Source organism: Comamonas trifloxystrobinivorans, from assembly GCF_043359985.1.
GTDB classification, from domain to species: Bacteria; Pseudomonadota; Gammaproteobacteria; order Burkholderiales; family Burkholderiaceae_C; genus Comamonas; species Comamonas trifloxystrobinivorans.
In genome coordinates this window covers 47,273-63,939 of record NZ_JBHZGV010000013.1, presented here as the reverse complement: position 1 = coordinate 63,939, position 16,667 = coordinate 47,273, and the positions used below count along the sequence as shown (strand labels likewise).

Here is a 16,667-nt window from a genome sequence, read left to right as displayed (position 1 = left end):
ATGTATTGGGAGCGACATGGTAGATCGAATGAAGGGCAAGGTAGTTGTGGTGGTGGGCGCCGGAGCCTCGGGTGCCGGCTGGGGTAACGGCAAGGCGGCCGCGGTTCTTTATGCGCGTGAAGGAGCCAAGGTGTTTGCAGTGGATTTCCGGCTGGAAGCGGCGCAGGATACGCAATCCTTGATCGCTGGTGAAGGCGGGGAGTGCGTGGCCTTTCAGGCCAATGCCGCCGATGAGGCCAGTGTGCAAGCCATGGCCGAAGCCTGCGTAGCGCAGTACGGGCGCATCGATGTGTTGCACAACAATGTGGGCATTGTGGAAACTGGTGGCCCGGTAGAGACCAGCAAGGAAAGCTGGGATCGCGTGATTGCCGTGAATCAGACCAGCGTATTCCTGGCTTGCAAACATGTGATTCCGCACATGCTCGTCAACCAGCAAGGATCGATTGTCAACATCAGTTCCTTGGCTGCTATTCGCTATATCGGCTTCCCTTACCTGGCCTACAGCGCTTCCAAGGCAGCCATGGTGTCAATGACATCGAACATTGCCTTGCAATATGCCGCCCAGGGCATCCGTGCCAACTGTGTGTTGCCTGGCATGATGAATACGCCGTTGATCCGTGAGCCCTTGCTCCAATCTTATGGAGGAAATCTCGATTCGATGATTGAGCAGCGCGACAAGATATCGCCAACTGGCAAGATGGGCGATGCGTGGGATACTGCTTATGCCGCGCTGTTTTTGGCAAGTGATGAAGCGCGCTACATCACCGGCACTTCGCTGGTAGTCGATGGTGGCTTGAGCGCCCGTTGCGCTTGATGCTCACTTGAGCGTTCAAACTGTGGGCATTCCAATGCCCGCGATTGCGCGGATGGAGTCTAAGCGACGGGCTCCAGCACCAGCTCAAAAGTCACCAGGACCGGATTGTCGCCTGGCACCAGCTGGCCGCTGTAGGTGCGGCCATGGTAGTCCACCATGCTGGCCTCAATCACCACCGCCTCTGCCAATGGCTTGCTGGTATCGATGGTGCCGCTGTGCAGAAATACTTCGGTGGCCAGAGAGTCGATGACGGTGCCGTCAGTAAAGCGCACACCGTTCAGGCTACCCACTCCTCCGCGAATTCTGGCTTGCTGTATGCCTGCTTGTTGGCAGATATTCAGCAGGGCGCCGCAAAAATCCTGGTTGGGGCGCAGTGTGACAACCCATGCTGGCAATGCTGCAGGCGCATTTTCGGGAGCTGTTTTGCTGTCTTGATGGCGGACAGCATTGAAGAGGCTGAAGTTCGTTTCGGCGCAAGGCAGTACTTCAAAATCTGCGCCGTCTATGTACCATATCTTCATTTGCGGCGCGGCCTGCACCAAGGTTTCGTTCGGTATGACATGGCCCGCTTGCGAGCCATCGGCATTGCGCCAGATGGCGTGGCAATGCATCCAGGGTTTGCCATCGCGCACGCCCTTGGTGATGGTGGCAGATTCAAAGCTGACCGGTGTGCTGGAGCTGTGTCGGTCGCTATAGAAGACAGCATGTTCCGGGCTGCTTGACAGCGCGGGCATCAAGTACGCGAAAGGCAAAAAACTGCCGCCGCTGAACTGCGCCACGGCGCTTTGAACGCCTTGTGTCTGGCAAAGTGCATCGAAGGCTTCCAGCAGGCTGACGCCGGTGGGCAATTGGTCTTCACCCATGCGAATCTGTGCATCGGCAATGCAGTGCCTGGCTGCATACGGCTGCCCGGGATGGGCGATGGTTCTCATGTTTTGTCTCCTGTGTTTTGTTGTGTATTCAGTGTTCTTTTTCGTCGGGCGCGGGCAGCCATTCTTCCAGCGTGATCTCGAAGGTGGTGCAGATGGAGTTGCCGCCCGCGACAAAAGGCCCGCCGTAGACGGTGCCTTCCGGATCGGCCACTACGCCTGAAAGTGTTGCCTGCACAGAGCCGTCGGCCAAGCTACGCACTTCACCGGCCAGGCTGACAATTTCTACCGCTGGCCCGCTGACGCGCAGGTAGTCGCCTTGACGGGTTAACAGGCAGGCATCCACCAGGCTGCCCAGGGCACCGCGCACGAAAGCGTTTTTGAAGCCCAGCGAGAGGCACAGCTTCTCGACGCCTTGCACCAGATCTTCGTTAGGCGCGATGCGTGCGTAGGCGACTCGGCCCATGGCGCCGCTTTCTACAACGGTTTCATGCATGGCTTTCTCCTGGTGTTGGTTGCAACAAGGACATATGGGTTTCGGCGTCGTAGGTGGCTTGCAGCTTGAAGCCTTCCAGTGCAAGCGCCAGCACTGATATGGGCTGTGGCCCGATGACGGTCTGTTGCGTGATGATGTGGCCCCCCGCCAAAGTGCCTGCAGCCGTGCTGACCACGGCGTGGCAATGCACCAGCGGCTTGCCCTTTTCGTTCTGGCCTACGGTGGCATTGCCAAATACCAGGGTGGAGTGTTCGGTGCAGATGGGTGCGGTGTAGGCAATCAGTGTTTTGTGCGAAGGGTCAGGCGGTGCCGTGCAGTACTGCAGCTTGTCGAAAAATCCGCCTAACAAGGTCATGGATGCATTACGAATGCCGTGCGCTTGCAGGCTGTCAATGATGGCGTCAAAGAGATTCCGGCCAGGTTGCAGCAGCAGGCGTAAATGGCGTCCTGTTTGGGCGCTGCAGCTTTGCATGCGGACCGGGTTGAAGCTGCCTGGGTGCGCCATGGTTCTGGCACGAGGAACTTGGGCCGAGCGCTTTGAACGCTGGTTGAGCGAGAGTGTTTGCATTTAGTACTCCTGGCGCTTGTGGCGATGGACTAAAAGGCAGAAAACAGCATGGCAGAGTCGCTGCGCTACTGTCGATGGGAAAGTCAATCACGCATGCTTCTGGAGTGCCCGGTAAGGCGAAGATGCGCTGCTTTCAGGATGCACATACGGTGTGGGTGCTTGGCCTGCGCCAAACGCGTTCTGAGAAAAGCGTTTGGCGCAGGCATGGCAGGCTGTGCTGTGGCGGAACCAGCGCGGCTATCAGGCTGCCATCAGGCCGGCTGCGGTGAAGCCGCCGTCCACAGAAATCACCTGGCCGGTCACATAGCTGGATTTGCTGCCGTCGAGCAGCCAGGCAATGGTGCCGGTCAGCTCGTCGGGCGAGGCATAGCGGTGCATGGGGACGACGCGCATCCAGATTTCACGGGCTTCGGCGGTGTGCACTTGCTTGACCAGCGGTGTTTCCACCGGCCCGGGTGCAACTGCGTTGACGCGGATGCCATGTTCTGCCAGCTCCACCGCCATTACCTTGGAGAGGTTGATGACAGCGCCCTTGGAGGCGCCGTAAGCAGAGCGCCCCAGGTTGCCGCGAATGCCTGAGACGGAGGCGATGTTGACGATGGAGCCATGTTTGCGCTGGCTCATGCGGCGCGCTACTTCGCGGGCTACGACAAAGGTGCCCACCAGGTTGACGTCCATGATCTTGCGCACCGTGGCGGTGTCGGTTTCGAGGAAGGGGATGTCCTTGGCAATGCCGGCCGAGTTGACGAGGCCGGCCAGCGGCGCAAACTCTGCTTCGATCTTCTCAATGGCCTGGATGACGCCAGCTTCGTCGCTGACATCCATGTGCACAAAGCTGCAGCGGTCTGAGGCGATCTCTGCGTTTGCGCGCTGCAGTTGCTCGGTGGACAAATCAGCAATCGCCACTTTCCAGCCTTCGGCCAACAGGCCTTGTGCCACTGAAAATCCTATGCCCGATGCGCCACCTGTCACCAAAATGGCGTGGTCCTTGTTATTCATTGTTGTCTCCGTTGGTTTGTTGTTGCTAATGAATTTTTTTGGGGAATGGTTCAGTTGCCGGTGCTCAAGTCTCCTCGCTCGTACAGCGTCTCCCGTACCAGCTTCTTGGTGATCTTGCCGTAGCCCGAGCGTGGCAGCTCATCCCAGAAGAACACGTGCTTGGGCAGCTTGTAGCGCGCCATCTTCGGTGCCATCCATTCGATCATTTCGTTGGCGCTGACCGACTGCTCGGCACGGGTGACGCAAACCATTACGCCCACTTCGCCCCAGGTCGGGTCGGGGATGCCAAGTACGGCCACTTCGGCGATGGCGGGGTGGGTGAGCACCTTCTCTTCGATTTCGCGGGGGTAGATGTTGGAGCCGCCCGAGATGTACATGTCGGACTGGCGACCGGTGATGAAGAGATAGCCTTGCGCGTCTACATAGCCCAGATCGCCGGTGCGGAACCAGCCGTTGCGAAACGACTTCTGGTTGGCCTCGGGGTTGTTGTAGTAACCGGCGAACACGGCAGGGCCGCAAACACAGATTTCGCCCGATTCTCCAGGTGCCAGCTCTTGCCCATCGTCACCTTGGATGCTGATTTGCATGCCGGTGCGTTCAAACCCGCAGGTACCCAGCCGGGCCTGGGAGTCGTCGAGGTGGTGCTCTGCCGGCGGCAGCACGGTGATATTGCCGGTGACTTCGCCCAGGCCAAAGTACTGCACCAACACCGGCCCCAGTTTTTGCAGTGCGTATTTCTGGTCTTCCCGGTACATGGGCGCACCGGCATAGATGACATAGCGCAGCGTGCTGTGGTCGTACTGGTCCACCGAGGGGTGCTCCACCAGCAGCTTCACGATCGTCGGCACGGTGAACATGTTTGTCACCCGATGGTTCTGGACCAGCTCCCAGATTTCTTCGCAGTCCATCTTGTCCTTGGCGGGCAGTACCGAATGCACGGCACGCGCGACCTGGGTGACGTAATGGATGCCGGCGCCGTGCGAGAGCGGTGCCACCACCAGGCTGACATCGGCTGCGGTGGTGCCAGGCATCAGATCGCACAGGTGGTTGGTCACCACAAAGGCCATCTGGCCATGCGTCAGCACGGCGGCTTTGGGCTTGCCGGTGGTGCCCGAGGTGAAGAAGAACCAGCACGGATCGTCATGCTCCACCGCTGCCTCGGGTGCCACTTGCCCGGCGTGCTCAGCCAGAAGATCGCTCAGCGTGCTGTTGCCGAACGGTGCTTGGCGATGGCTTGGCGTGTCGATGCAGATCAATTGCTGCATCTCGGGCATGGCGGCGGCGACCGCTTGGGCGTGCTCAGGAAAATCCGCATGGCAGAAAAAGGCTTTGACGCCGGAGGCCTGGGCCAGGTAGACGGCTTCGTCTGGCGAGATGCGGAAGTTGGTGGGCACCCAAACCGCGCCCAGGCGCAAGGTGGCGAACAAGGTCACCACCATGCCGATGCAGTTTTTGGAGTGCGTCAGCACCCGGTCGCCCTTGCCGATGCCTTGTGCTTGCAGTGCGTGGGCCAGCGCAGCAGCGCGCTGCTCCAACTGCTGCCAAGTCACTTGCTCAGAACCATGGGTGAGTGCTGGTTTTTCTGGGTGGCGGCGGGCAGCCTGAGACAGAAAATGGGCGAGGTTCATCACCCGTTTGGTGCTGGGTGCAACGCCACCCACTGGCGTGCTGGGAAGTTGGTCGTACTGAGGGCGGGCGTTCATTTGGTGCGCTCCAGAATGCTCACGTAGTTGGCAACCGCTGCGCCACCCATGTTGAATACACCAGCCAGTTTGGCGTTCGGGATTTGCATGCCCTGGGCTTCGCCCATCAACTGCATGCAGGCCATCACGTGCATGGAAACGCCGGTGGCGCCAATCGGGTGGCCCTTGGCTTTGAGGCCGCCCGAGGCGTTGACGGGCAGCTTGCCGTCTTTCTCGGTCCAGCCTTCCAGTGCGGCGCGGTAGCCTTGTCCCTTGGGGGTCAGGCCCATGGCTTCGTACTCGAGCATTTCTGCCACGGTGAAGCAATCATGGGTTTCTACCAGGCTCAGGTCGGACAACTGCACGCCTGCCTGGGCGTAGGCTTTTTGCCAAGCGCGGGTGGCGCCTTCAAAGGCAATTGGATCGCGGCGGCTGAGGGCCAGCATGTCATTGACCTGTTGGCGCGCCCGGAAAGAGATGTTGCGCTGCAGGCTGGCGGCGGTCTCTGCATCGGCGATCACGAGTGCTGCGGCGCCGTCGGAGATCAGCGAGCAATCGGTGCGGCGCAGAGGCGCTGCGACGTACGGATTTTTTTCCGACACCGTATTGCAAAACTCAAAGCCGAGATCCTTGCGGATTTGTGCGTAAGGGTTATCAATGCCGTTGCGGTGGTTCTTGGCGGCGATGCGCGCCAAGGCTTCGCTTTGGTCGCCGTGGCGCTCAAAATAGGTGCCTGCAATTTTGCCGAAAATGCCGGCGAAACCGCCGTCAATATCAGCTTCTTCCTTGCGGTAGCTGGCGTTAAGCAGGATGTCGCCGATCTCCCGCGTGGGCTTGGAGGTCATCTTCTCTGCGCCAATCACCAGCGCAATACGACCACGCCCGGATTCGATGAAATCCATGGCCGCATAGAGAGCGGCAGAGCCTGTGGCGCAAGCGTTTTCCAGACGCATCGCTGGCACATAGGCCAGCTCTGGCACAGCCATGGCTACCAGGGCGGCGTGGAAATCCTGCTTCTGGAAGCCACCATTCATCACGCCCACATAGATGCCATCCACCGCTTGGGCGGGCACGCCAGCGTGCTCCAGGGCGTCAGCGCTGACGCGTGCCATCAGGCTTTCGGTATCGGGATCATCCAGTTTGCCAAAGGGAATATGGCTCCACCCGGCGATGACGGCTCGTTGGTTCATGGTTTCGTCTCCTGTTCCTGTAATAGATGGGGTTTTATGGACTTGAAATTCGTTCAGGCTTGGCGTTTTTTGCTGCTTGGCGCAGTTGTGGTGCTGGCCGCGGTTTGGTCCGGTCCTGGCAGCTTGGCCAGCAGCCGTACGGCTGCTTGTTTGAGCAGCTGGACTAGCTCAGGCTGGCGTTCGGGTCGCATGCGGGAATCGGGAGCCGCAATGCTGAGTGCTCCCAAAATATCGCCGCTGTGCGTCTGCAAAGGCACTCCCACTCCCCAAGAGCCAGGGAGAACCAGGCCTTCATTGAGTGCATAGCCTTGAGCCCGCGTTTGCTGCACTTGCTCATGCAGCAAAGACAGGGAGTAGTGGGGGTAAGACTTGGCGATGAGCTCGGCATTGCTTTCCAGGCAGGCCTCAATGTCTTCGTCTGGCATGGCGGCCAGTAAAGCCAGGCTGCCTGCGCCCACGCCCAGTGGGTGGCGATCACCCGGCATGAGTGCGTGGGTCTTGATCGGGTAGTCGCCGTCTTCGCGCAGCACGCAGACGGAATAGCTGCCATTGGCAACTGTCAGAAATGCAGTGTCGCCGCACTCATTGGCGACGCGGGAGAGGATGGGGGCGGCTATATGGTGCAAGCCATGGCGTTGGCTGGCCGCGCTGCCCAGCACATAGCATTCGACACCCAGGTGGTAGCGTCGCGATGCCTCGTCTTGCTCCACCATGCCTTCGGCCATGAGCGCCAGCATCATGCGGTGAACGGTTGCTTTGCTCATGCCTGTTTCTCGCGTGAGCGCGGTCAAACCTATGCCTTCCGCTCTTGCTCGGCATACGCAGCGCAGCAGGCCCATGGCGCGCGCTATGGCTTGGGTTCCGTCAACCTTCGATACAGTCAATTTGAAATTCCATACTGGTTCATTATGTGAACCATTGATTTTATCGAGTCAAAATTCCGATACCGAAATTTAATCTTATTCAGAAGAGAAATCAATGTTTTTGGCGGCTACTGATGTTTTCCCTATGGTCCACAGGCTAGACCATGAAAAGAAATTTTGGCAATATCCAACGCCGTAGGTTTCTGATTTCAACGCTGACACCCTCATAACTTCAAGGAGACAACATGGATCGAGCTCGACGTAATCTGGTAGCTGCTGTAGGCAGCGGTGCTGTGCTGGCGGCAACCCCATTCCGCAGCGCATTTGCGGCGCCGGAGTTTCGCTACAAATACGCCAACAACCTGCCGCCTTCGCACCCGATGAATCTGCGTGCGCAAGAGGCTGCCAAGAACATCTTGCGCGATACCAATGGCCGTTTCGAGCTGCAGATTTTCCCGAGCAGCCAGTTGGGCTCCGACACCGATACGCTGAGCCAATTGCGCTCAGGTGCGGTGGAGTTTTTCACCCTGTCGGGTTTGATTTTGTCAACCCTGGTGCCTGCAGCATCCATCAGCGGCGTGGGTTTTGCCTTCTCGGATTACGACAAGGTGTGGAAAGCCATGGATGGCAAGCTCGGTGAGTACATCCGTGGCCAGATCCAGGGCAAGGGTTTGCATGTGATGGACAAGATCTGGGACAACGGTTTCCGCCAGATCACCACCAGCAGCAAGCCGATCCAAGGCCCGGCTGATTTCAAGGATCTGAAAATCCGTGTTCCTGTCAGCCCGATGTGGACCTCGATGTTCAAGGCCCTGGGCTCGGCGCCCACCAGCATCAACTTCAACGAAACCTATACCGCGCTGCAGACCAAGGTGGTGGATGGCCAGGAGAACCCCTTGGCGATCATCGAAACCGCCAAGCTCTACGAAGTGCAGAAGTACTGCTCGGTCACCAACCACATGTGGGATGGTTTCTGGTTCTTGGCCAACCGCAGGGCCTGGGAAAAACTGCCAGCCGACATCCGCGATATCGTGGCCAAGCATCTGAATGCTGCGGGCATGGCTGAGCGCGCGGATGTGCTGAAACTCAACCAGGAGCTGCAGGCGCAGCTGACGCAGCACGGCCTGACCTTCAATACGCCCCAAGCTGGCCCGATCCGTGACGCACTGCGCAACGCCGGCTTCTATAAAGAGTGGAAGGAGAAGTACGGCGAGCAGGCTTGGAAGCTGCTGGAAGACGCTGCCGGAGCGCTTTCGTGAGCGTAATGGCAGCCCACGGAACCAATGCGAGCCCTGCACAATTGCAGGGTGTGCGCAAAGTTGCGCACTGCATAGAACGTGGCCTTGGCAAGCTGGTAGAGGTGGTGGCCGCCATTTTGGTGGTGGCCGAGATCTGCATTCTGTTTGCCGGGGTGCTGGCGCGCTATGTGTTGCACACCCCACTTTTGTGGTCTGACGAGCTCGCCTCCATTCTCTTTTTATGGTTGGCGATGCTGGGTGCTGTTGTGGCACTGTACCGTGGCGAGCATATGCGCATGGCGGCGCTGGTGAACCGGGCTTCGCCTGGAACGCGAGCGGCGCTGGACATGGTAGCCATCTGCGCTGCGCTGGCATTTTTGCTGCTGTTGCTGATGCCTGGCTACGAATACGCCTACGAAGAGCAATACGTCACCACCGCTGCCATGGAGATATCCAACATCTGGCGCGCCAGTGCGCTGCCGGTTTGTTCGGTCTTGATGGTGCTGGTGTTGTTGCTCAAGCTGGTGGTGCAAGCGAGCTGGCGCACCACGGGGACAGCTGTGTTGCTCGTAGGTGTTTGCATTGGGGTGCTGGTTTTGCTGCGCCCCTTGTATGCACAGTTGGGTAACTGGAATCTGCTGATCTTCTTCTTTGGTGTTGTGGCTGCAGCAGTTTTTGCTGGTGTGCCCATTGCCTTTGCGTTTGGATTGGCAACCTTTGGCTACCTCGCACTGACTACCGATGTGCCGACCATGGTGGTGGTGGGGCGCATGGACGAAGGCATGTCGCATCTGATTTTGCTGGCGGTACCGCTGTTTGTCTTCTTGGGCGTATTGATCGAGATGACGGGCATGGCAAAACGCATGGTGGCCTTTTTGGCCAGCTTGCTCGGGCATGTGCGCGGTGGCTTGTCCTATGTGCTAGTGGGCGCCATGTATGTGGTGTCTGGCATCTCGGGTGCCAAAGCGGCTGACATGGCTGCGGTTGCTCCGGTGCTGTTCCCGGAAATGCGCAAACGCGGCGTCAAGGATGGCGAGCTGGTTGCGCTGCTGTCTGCTACTGGTGCTCAAACCGAGACGGTGCCGCCCAGCCTGGTGCTGATCACGATCGGCTCGGTCACTGGTGTATCGATCACGGCTTTGTTCACCGGCGGCATGTTGCCTGCGGTAGTGCTGGGTTTGATGCTGTGTATTGTGGTGTGGTGGCGCTTTCGTGGCGAAGACCTCAGCCAGGTTAAGAAAGCCTCGGGCCGTGATATCGCAACCGCTTTCTGGGTAGCGTTGCCTGCACTGGCTCTGCCTTTCGTGATCCGGGCTGCGGTCGTGGAGGGTATTGCCACGGCTACGGAAGTCTCGACCATCGGCATCGTGTACTCGGTGATAGTCGGTCTGGTGATCTACCGTTGCTTTGACTACAAGCGTCTGCTGCCGATGCTGGTGGAAACCGCGAGCTTGTCGGGCGCCATCCTGCTCATCATTGGTACCGCCACCGGCATGGCTTGGGCGTTGACGCAGTCTGGCTTCTCCGGTCAATTGGCGGCTTTGATGGCTGGCTTGCCCGGTGGTAATGCCACTTTCCTGGCAGTTTCCATTGTGGTTTTCATCATTCTGGGAAGCGTTCTGGAAGGGATTCCTGCCATCGTGCTGTTTGGCCCCTTGCTGTTCCCGATTGCTCGTCAGCTGGGTGTGCACGAGGTGCATTACGCCATGGTGGTGGTGCTGTCGATGGGCTTGGGCCTGTTTGCGCCGCCATTTGGTGTGGGTTACTACGCTGCTTGCGCCATTGGCAAGGTGTCGCCCGACGAAGGTGTCCGCCCCATCATTGGTTACATGATTTCCCTGTTCATCGGCATCGTGATCGTGGCTGCATGGCCATGGTTGTCGATAGGGTTTTTAAAGTAGCCGCGGTGGTTGGGTGGCTTGTCAAGGGCTCTGCTGATATTGGCTTCGATAGCCAGATCGCAGGGCCCTTGCTTTTGAGGCAGTAAAAAAATTGAGGAGTACAAATGGCTTTGTATGGCAAGTTGTTGCAACGCGCAGCAAGCGCTAACCCCATTCGCGTTGGTTTGATTGGTGCGGGGAAATTGGGCTCGATGTACCTTTCGCAAGTGCTGAAAACGCCAGGGGTGCATCTGGTGGCGATTGCGGACCGTTCGGTGCCGGCGGCGCAGGTCAACTTGGCGCGTGTCGGTTGGCCGGCAGAGCGTTTGCAGGCTCGCTCTATCGATGATGCGATCGCCAATGGCACCACCTGGTTGGGCGAAGATTGGCAGGCTGTGGTGGCGCATGCGCGGATTGATGTAGTGGTGGAGTGCACCGGCAACCCGATCGCTGCGGTAGACCATATCTTGGCGGCGTTTGACAACGGCAAGCATGTCGTCAACGTTACCGTGGAAGCGGATGCCATGTGTGGCCCCTACCTGGCCAAGCAGGCAGCCAGCGCTGGCGTGGTGTACTCGCTGGCATTTGGCGACCAGCCTGCCTTGATTTGTGATCTGGTTGACTGGGCGCGGACCTGTGGCTTCGAGGTGGTTGCGGCTGGGCGTGGCCACAAGTGGCTGCCGCATTTCAACCAATCCACGCCTGAAACGGTGTGGGGGCACTATGGCCTGACTCCTGAGCAAGCGGCACGTGGCGGTTTGAATCCCAAGATGTTCAACAGTTTTCTGGATGGTACCAAGCCCTCCATCGAAAGTGCTGCTGTGGCCAACGCCACGGGTTTGCAAGTTCCCTCCGATGGCTTGCTGTATCCGCCCGCCAGCGTGGCGGACATACCCTTCGTCACGCGCCCGCGTGCCGAAGGCGGGGTGTTGGAGCGCAAGGGCATGGTCGAGGTGATCTCCAGCCTGGAGACCGATGGCCGTGTGATTCCGTACGACATTCGAATGGGTGTTTGGGTGACGGTGGAGGGTGATACCGAATACATCCGCAATTGCTTTGAGGAATACAACGCTCATACGGACCCGAGCGGGCGCTATTTCACTTTGTACAAGCGCTGGCATTTGATCGGGCTGGAGGTCGGGGTGTCGGTGGCGAGCGTAGCGCTGCGTGGTGAAGCGACTGGTGTGGCAAGCGGCTGGATCGGAGATGTCGTGTCCGTTGCCAAGCGGAACTTGCAGGCCGGTGAGGTGCTGGACGGCGAGGGTGGTTATACCGTTTGGGGCAAGTTGCTGCCAGCGCAAACCTCCTTGCACAAGAACGCCCTGCCTATTGCTTTGGCGCATGAAGTGGTGCTGAAGAATGCAGTGCCTCAGGGCCAGGTGGTTACCTGGGATGACGTGGTGCGCGTTGATGACAGTCGCGCAGCTCGCGCCCGACAGGAGATGCAGCGCCAGCCGCAGGCCTACGGGTTAAGCGAGGCTTGAGTTTGTTGACTACTGGCGCGGTTGCGGGTGCGCAAGCACGGTTCTGCAGGTTTTTGCGCCAGTAGGCGGCTGAGCTGGCGATAATGCCCGCATGGAAACCAAGTGGCTTGAAGATTTTGTGAGTCTGGCGGAAACGCGCAGTTTCAGCCGGTCGGCGCAGTTGCGCCATGTCACCCAGCCGGCGTTCTCGCGGCGCATTCAGGCGCTGGAGTCCTGGGCCGGGGCGGATCTGGTGGATCGCAGCTCCTACCCGACGCGGCTGACGCCGGCGGGCAAGACGCTCTACAACCAGGCGATCGAGATTTTGCAGGCGGTGCAAAGCACGCGCGCCATGCTGCGGGTGCACTCCACCTCGGGCAAGGACATCATCGATTTTGCAGTGCCCCACACGCTGGCATTCACTTTCTTCCCCACCTGGGTGTCGGGGCTGCGCAATGACTTTGGCCTGTTCAAAAGCCGACTGATCGCCTTGAATGTGCACGATGCGGTGATGCGTCTGGTCGAAGGCGGTTGCGATTTGCTGATCGCCTACCACCATGAGTCGCAGCCGATCCAGCTCGATCCGCAGCGCTATGAAATGGTCAGCCTGGGCCGCGAGGTGATGGCACCGTACTGCAAGCCGGGCCTCGATGGCTTGCCGCTGTTCCCCTTGCCAGGCACGGCCGACGTGCCGCTGCCTTTTCTGGGCTACGCGCCGGGCGCGTATCTGAGCCGCGTGACCGATTTGGCGCTCAAGCAGGCGCCCGAGCCGGCCTACCTGGATCGGGTCTACGAAACCGATATGGCCGAAGGCCTGAAAGCCATGGCGATCGAAGGCCATGGCATTGCCTTTTTGCCGCACAGCGCGGCCAAGAAAGAGCTCAAGGCCAAGAAGCTGATTCGGGCCGATCATCCGGTATTACCGCAGTGGGAGGTGGAGATGGACGTGCGTGCCTACCGCGAAAAACCGGTCTCCAAAGAAACGGTCAAGAGCGGCGCTGCCGCCCTGTGGGACTACCTGGTGGCCCGCCGGCCAGAGCCTGCTGCTGCGCGTAATTCGTAATTTTTATAGCGCCATTACTTTTGCTAATTTGCAGGGTAATTTCTAATACCAAGCAGTCAAAATTTGTGCAATGCTCGCCGATTGTCTGCTGTGCAACCACCGAGCCCTGCCATAGCGTTTGTGCGCATGCAAGGGTAAGACATCAGCCAATTTTCATTTTTTGAAGAATTTTTTGGCTGATTTCCGTGCATTATCTGGACTGGTTGCACAATGGGGTGCACAGGTTGTCGCCTAGGCGTCATGAGCGGCGTGGTGCGGCAGCAGTTTGATTTTTTTGGAGGTCTGAAGATGAAGAAACATTTGCTGGCAATGGCAGTGACCCTGATGGCGGCTGGTAGCGCGTTTGCGCAAGCTGGTGACACGCTGGCGAAGATCAAATCGTCCGGCAGCATCACCCTGGGTGTGCGTGAGTCGTCGGGCCTGGGCTACACGCTGGGCAATGGCAAGTACGTGGGCTTCCATACCGAAATGGCCGAGCGCATTGTGGACGACCTGCAAAAGAACCTGGGTCTGGCCAAGCTGAACATCAACTACCAGCCCGTGACCTCGCAAAACCGCGTGCCTCTGGTGCAAAACGGTACCGTGGATCTGGAGTGCGGCTCTACCACCAACAACCAGTCTCGCGCCAAGGATGCGGCTTTCGCCTTTACCACCTATGTGGAAGAAGTGCGCATTGCGGTGAAGGCCAACTCCGGCATCACCGGCATCAAGGACCTGAACGGCAAGACCCTGGTGACCACCACCGGCACCACCTCGGTGCAGACCCTGCGCAAGAACAAGCGCGCTGACGGCCTGACCTTCAAGGAAGTCATGGGCAAGGACCACGCTGACAGCTTCCTGATGCTGGAATCGGGCCGCGCTGACGCCTTCATCATGGACGGCTCCATCCTGGCCGCCAACATCTCCAAGTCCAAGGCACCGGCCGATTACAAGATCGTCGGCGAAGTGCTGTCGGTGGAGCCTATCGCTTGCATGCTGCGCAAGGACGACCCTGCTTTCAAGAAGGCCGTGGACGACTCCATCGTTCGCCAGATCAAGGACGGCTCGCTGGAGAAGCTGTACGACAAGTGGTTCATGCAACCCATTCCTCCCAACAACGTGAAGGTGGGTCTGCCGCTGTCTGCTGCTACCAAGGATGCGTGGGCGCACCCCAACGACAAGCCCATGGAAGCCTACGAAGTCAAGTAAGCAACACTGCATAGGTACCGCCCCTTCTAGCTAGCGGTTGGAAGGGGCTTTTTTGTTGGTGCTGGTTTTACACAGTTGCCAGCAGGTGCCGAGATTGCTACAACGACAAAAACAAGAGGTGGCCCTATGAATTGGGATTGGCAAGTATTTTGTGAAGACACGATTGAGCGTCAGGCGGTGCAAGGCTGTTTCGGCAAGAACGGCGATATCACCTACCTGGACTGGTTGATGTCTGCTTGGGGATGGACGATCTCCGTGTCTCTGTGCTCGCTGGTGATCGCACTGATCGTCGGCTCGCTCGTAGGTACCATGCGTACCCTGCCCGACAAGCCTTGGGCGGTGCGTTTGGGCAACGCCTGGGTGGAGTTGTTCCGCAACATTCCGCTGCTGGTGCAAATTTTCCTGTGGTACCACGTGGTGCCGCAGATCTTCCCTGTCTTCAAGCAGGTATCGCCATTTTTGCTGGTGGTGCTGGCGCTGGGCTTTTTCACCTCGGCGCGTATCGCTGAGCAGCTGCGCGCCGGTATCCAGGCTTTGCCACGCGGCCAGCGTTATGCGGGCATGGCGTTGGGCTTTACCACGTTCCAGTACTACCGCTATGTGCTGCTGCCCATGGCGTACCGCATCATCATTCCGCCGCTCACCAGCGAGGCGATGAACATCTTCAAGAACTCGTCGGTGGCGTTTGCCGTGTCGATCGCGGAACTCACCATGTTCGCCATGCAAGCGCAGGAAGAAACCTCGCGCGGCATCGAGGTGTACCTGGCGGTGACGGGTCTGTACATGATCTCGGCCTTCGTGATCAACCGCATCATGGCCTTCATTGAGAAGAAGAGCCGTATCCCTGGCTTCATTGCCGCAGGCGGCGCAGGAGGCCACTAAGATGAATCTGAATCTCGACTTCTCCTTCTACAACTGGGACCTGATCCAGAACTTCATCCTCAAGGGCCTGGGCTTCAGCATCATGCTGACAGTCATTGCCACCTTGGGCGGTATCTTCTTTGGCACGCTGCTGGCGCTGATGCGCCTGTCGGGCAAGAAGTTCCTCACGGTGCCTGCCACCATCTACGTCAACGGCATGCGCTCGATCCCGCTGGTGATGGTGATTCTGTGGTTCTTCCTGCTGGTGCCCTTGCTGATCGGCAAGCCCATCGGCGCTGAAATGTCGGCCATCATCACCTTCGTGGCTTTTGAGGCGGCGTACTTTTCCGAGATCATGCGTGCCGGTATCCAGTCGATCCCGCGCGGTCAGGTCTTTGCCGGCCAGGCGCTGGGCATGACCTACGGCCAGAACATGCGTCTGGTGGTGCTGCCCCAGGCCTTTCGCAACATGCTGCCGGTGCTGCTGACGCAGACCATCATTCTGTTCCAGGACACATCGCTGGTGTACGCGATCGGTGCTTACGACATGCTCAAGGGCTTTGAAGTGGCGGGCAAGAACTTTGGCCGTCCGGTCGAGGCTTACCTGGCAGCAGCCGTGCTGTACTTCATCATCTGCTTTGCGCTGTCGACGCTGGTCAAGCGCCTGCACAAAAAGATCGCCATCATCCGCTGATGCTGCAATAGACAAAGGGAATTCCTATGATTGAAATGAAGAACGTCTCCAAGTGGTACGGCAGCTTCCAGGTGCTCAACGACTGCTCCACCAACATCAAAAAAGGTGAAGTGGTGGTGGTGTGCGGCCCCTCGGGATCGGGCAAGTCCACCTTGATCAAAACCATCAACGCGCTCGAGCCTGTGCAAAAGGGCGAGATCTGGGTCAACGGCACGGCGGTGCACGACCCCAAGACCGATCTGCCCAAGCTGCGCAGCACCGTGGGCATGGTGTTCCAGCACTTTGAGCTGTTTCCCCACCTGTCGGTGACCGAGAACCTGACCATCGCCCAGATGAAGGTGCTCGGCCGCAGCGCCGACGAAGCCAAGCAGCGCGGCCTGAAGATGCTCGACCGCGTGGGCCTGATGGCGCACAAGGACAAGTTCCCCGGCCAGCTCTCGGGCGGTCAGCAGCAGCGTGTGGCCATTGCGCGCGCGCTGTCGATGGACCCGACCGTGATGCTGTTTGACGAACCCACCTCGGCGCTCGACCCGGAAATGGTCGGCGAAGTGCTGGACGTGATGATCGGCCTGGCCCACGAAGGCATGACCATGATGTGCGTGACGCACGAAATGGGCTTTGCCAAGAAGGTTGCCAGCCGCGTGATCTTCATGGACGTGGGCGGTAAGATTTTGGAAGACTGCTCGAAGGAAGAATTCTTCGGCAACCCCGACGCCCGCCAGCCGCGCACCAAGGACTTCCTGAGCAAGATCCTGCAGCACTGAGCAAGCAGCACCCCCCCAAAAAAATGGCCGCATTT

At 58.9% G+C, this 16,667-nt stretch carries 16 protein-coding genes; 9 read left to right on the top strand and 7 right to left on the bottom strand.

The window, feature by feature from the left end; translation table 11 throughout:
- Window positions 1-16: 16 nt before the first annotated feature.
- A complete protein-coding gene (locus ACFIQF_RS16850; protein WP_393944644.1) occupies window positions 17-814 on the top strand; it encodes an SDR family NAD(P)-dependent oxidoreductase in 798 nt (265 codons plus the stop codon).
- A 59-nt stretch (window positions 815-873) separates the two neighbouring features.
- On the opposite strand, the gene ACFIQF_RS16845 is transcribed toward ACFIQF_RS16850, so the two are convergent.
- The 7 genes from ACFIQF_RS16845 to ACFIQF_RS16815 all read right to left on the bottom strand — a co-directional run bounded on the left by ACFIQF_RS16845 (window position 874) and on the right by ACFIQF_RS16815 (window position 7,502).
- Complete coding sequence (locus ACFIQF_RS16845) at window positions 874-1,746, bottom strand: PCC domain-containing protein (protein WP_393944643.1); 873 nt, start codon at window positions 1,744-1,746, stop codon at window positions 874-876.
- Window positions 1,747-1,774: 28 nt separating this feature from the next.
- Window positions 1,775-2,179, bottom strand: a complete 405-nt coding sequence (locus tag ACFIQF_RS16840; protein WP_393944641.1) for a PPC domain-containing DNA-binding protein — start codon at window positions 2,177-2,179, stop codon at window positions 1,775-1,777.
- The gene (locus ACFIQF_RS16835) at window positions 2,172-2,747 is read right to left on the bottom strand and encodes a PPC domain-containing DNA-binding protein (RefSeq protein WP_393944640.1); all 576 of its coding nucleotides are present in this window, start codon (window positions 2,745-2,747) and stop codon (window positions 2,172-2,174) included. Before ACFIQF_RS16835 ends, ACFIQF_RS16840 begins: the two co-directional genes overlap by 8 nt.
- Before the next feature lie 240 nt (window positions 2,748-2,987).
- Window positions 2,988-3,746 (bottom strand): SDR family NAD(P)-dependent oxidoreductase, encoded by a 759-nt coding sequence (locus ACFIQF_RS16830; RefSeq protein WP_393944638.1) that lies wholly within the window; start codon window positions 3,744-3,746, stop codon window positions 2,988-2,990.
- A gap of 50 nt (window positions 3,747-3,796) precedes the next feature.
- Entirely contained in the window at window positions 3,797-5,449 is a 1,653-nt protein-coding gene (locus ACFIQF_RS16825; RefSeq protein ID WP_393944636.1) for an acyl-CoA synthetase, read from the bottom strand.
- A complete protein-coding gene (locus tag ACFIQF_RS16820) occupies window positions 5,446-6,618 on the bottom strand; it encodes an acetyl-CoA acetyltransferase (protein WP_393944635.1) in 1,173 nt (390 codons plus the stop codon). Before ACFIQF_RS16820 ends, ACFIQF_RS16825 begins: the two co-directional genes overlap by 4 nt.
- 53 nt (window positions 6,619-6,671) lie before the next feature.
- Window positions 6,672-7,502 (bottom strand): IclR family transcriptional regulator, encoded by an 831-nt coding sequence (locus ACFIQF_RS16815; RefSeq protein WP_393944634.1) that lies wholly within the window; start codon window positions 7,500-7,502, stop codon window positions 6,672-6,674.
- Between the two features lie 224 nt (window positions 7,503-7,726).
- On the opposite strand from ACFIQF_RS16815, the gene ACFIQF_RS16810 reads away from it, so the two are divergent.
- From ACFIQF_RS16810 to ACFIQF_RS16775, 8 genes are all read left to right on the top strand, one after another.
- Entirely contained in the window at window positions 7,727-8,740 is a 1,014-nt protein-coding gene (locus ACFIQF_RS16810) for a TRAP transporter substrate-binding protein (RefSeq protein ID WP_393944632.1), read from the top strand.
- A gap of 5 nt (window positions 8,741-8,745) precedes the next feature.
- A complete protein-coding gene (locus tag ACFIQF_RS16805; protein WP_393944862.1) occupies window positions 8,746-10,620 on the top strand; it encodes a TRAP transporter large permease in 1,875 nt (624 codons plus the stop codon).
- Between the two features lie 104 nt (window positions 10,621-10,724).
- Complete coding sequence (locus tag ACFIQF_RS16800) at window positions 10,725-12,083, top strand: NAD(P)H-dependent oxidoreductase (protein WP_393944630.1); 1,359 nt, start codon at window positions 10,725-10,727, stop codon at window positions 12,081-12,083.
- Window positions 12,084-12,174: 91 nt separating this feature from the next.
- Complete coding sequence (locus tag ACFIQF_RS16795) at window positions 12,175-13,125, top strand: LysR substrate-binding domain-containing protein (RefSeq protein ID WP_393944628.1); 951 nt, start codon at window positions 12,175-12,177, stop codon at window positions 13,123-13,125.
- A 288-nt stretch (window positions 13,126-13,413) separates the two neighbouring features.
- Window positions 13,414-14,313 carry a transporter substrate-binding domain-containing protein gene (locus ACFIQF_RS16790; protein WP_393944626.1) on the top strand — a complete coding sequence of 300 codons (900 nt, stop codon included), beginning with the start codon at window positions 13,414-13,416 and terminating at the stop codon, window positions 14,311-14,313.
- Between the two features lie 126 nt (window positions 14,314-14,439).
- The gene (locus ACFIQF_RS16785; protein WP_393944625.1) at window positions 14,440-15,195 is read left to right on the top strand and encodes an amino acid ABC transporter permease; all 756 of its coding nucleotides are present in this window, start codon (window positions 14,440-14,442) and stop codon (window positions 15,193-15,195) included.
- 1 nt (window position 15,196) lies between these two features.
- On the top strand, window positions 15,197-15,868 hold the full coding sequence (locus ACFIQF_RS16780) for an amino acid ABC transporter permease (protein WP_393944623.1): 672 nt from the start codon (window positions 15,197-15,199) through the stop codon (window positions 15,866-15,868).
- A gap of 26 nt (window positions 15,869-15,894) precedes the next feature.
- Window positions 15,895-16,632 carry an amino acid ABC transporter ATP-binding protein gene (locus ACFIQF_RS16775; RefSeq protein WP_393944621.1) on the top strand — a complete coding sequence of 246 codons (738 nt, stop codon included), beginning with the start codon at window positions 15,895-15,897 and terminating at the stop codon, window positions 16,630-16,632.
- Window positions 16,633-16,667: the final 35 nt, after the last annotated feature.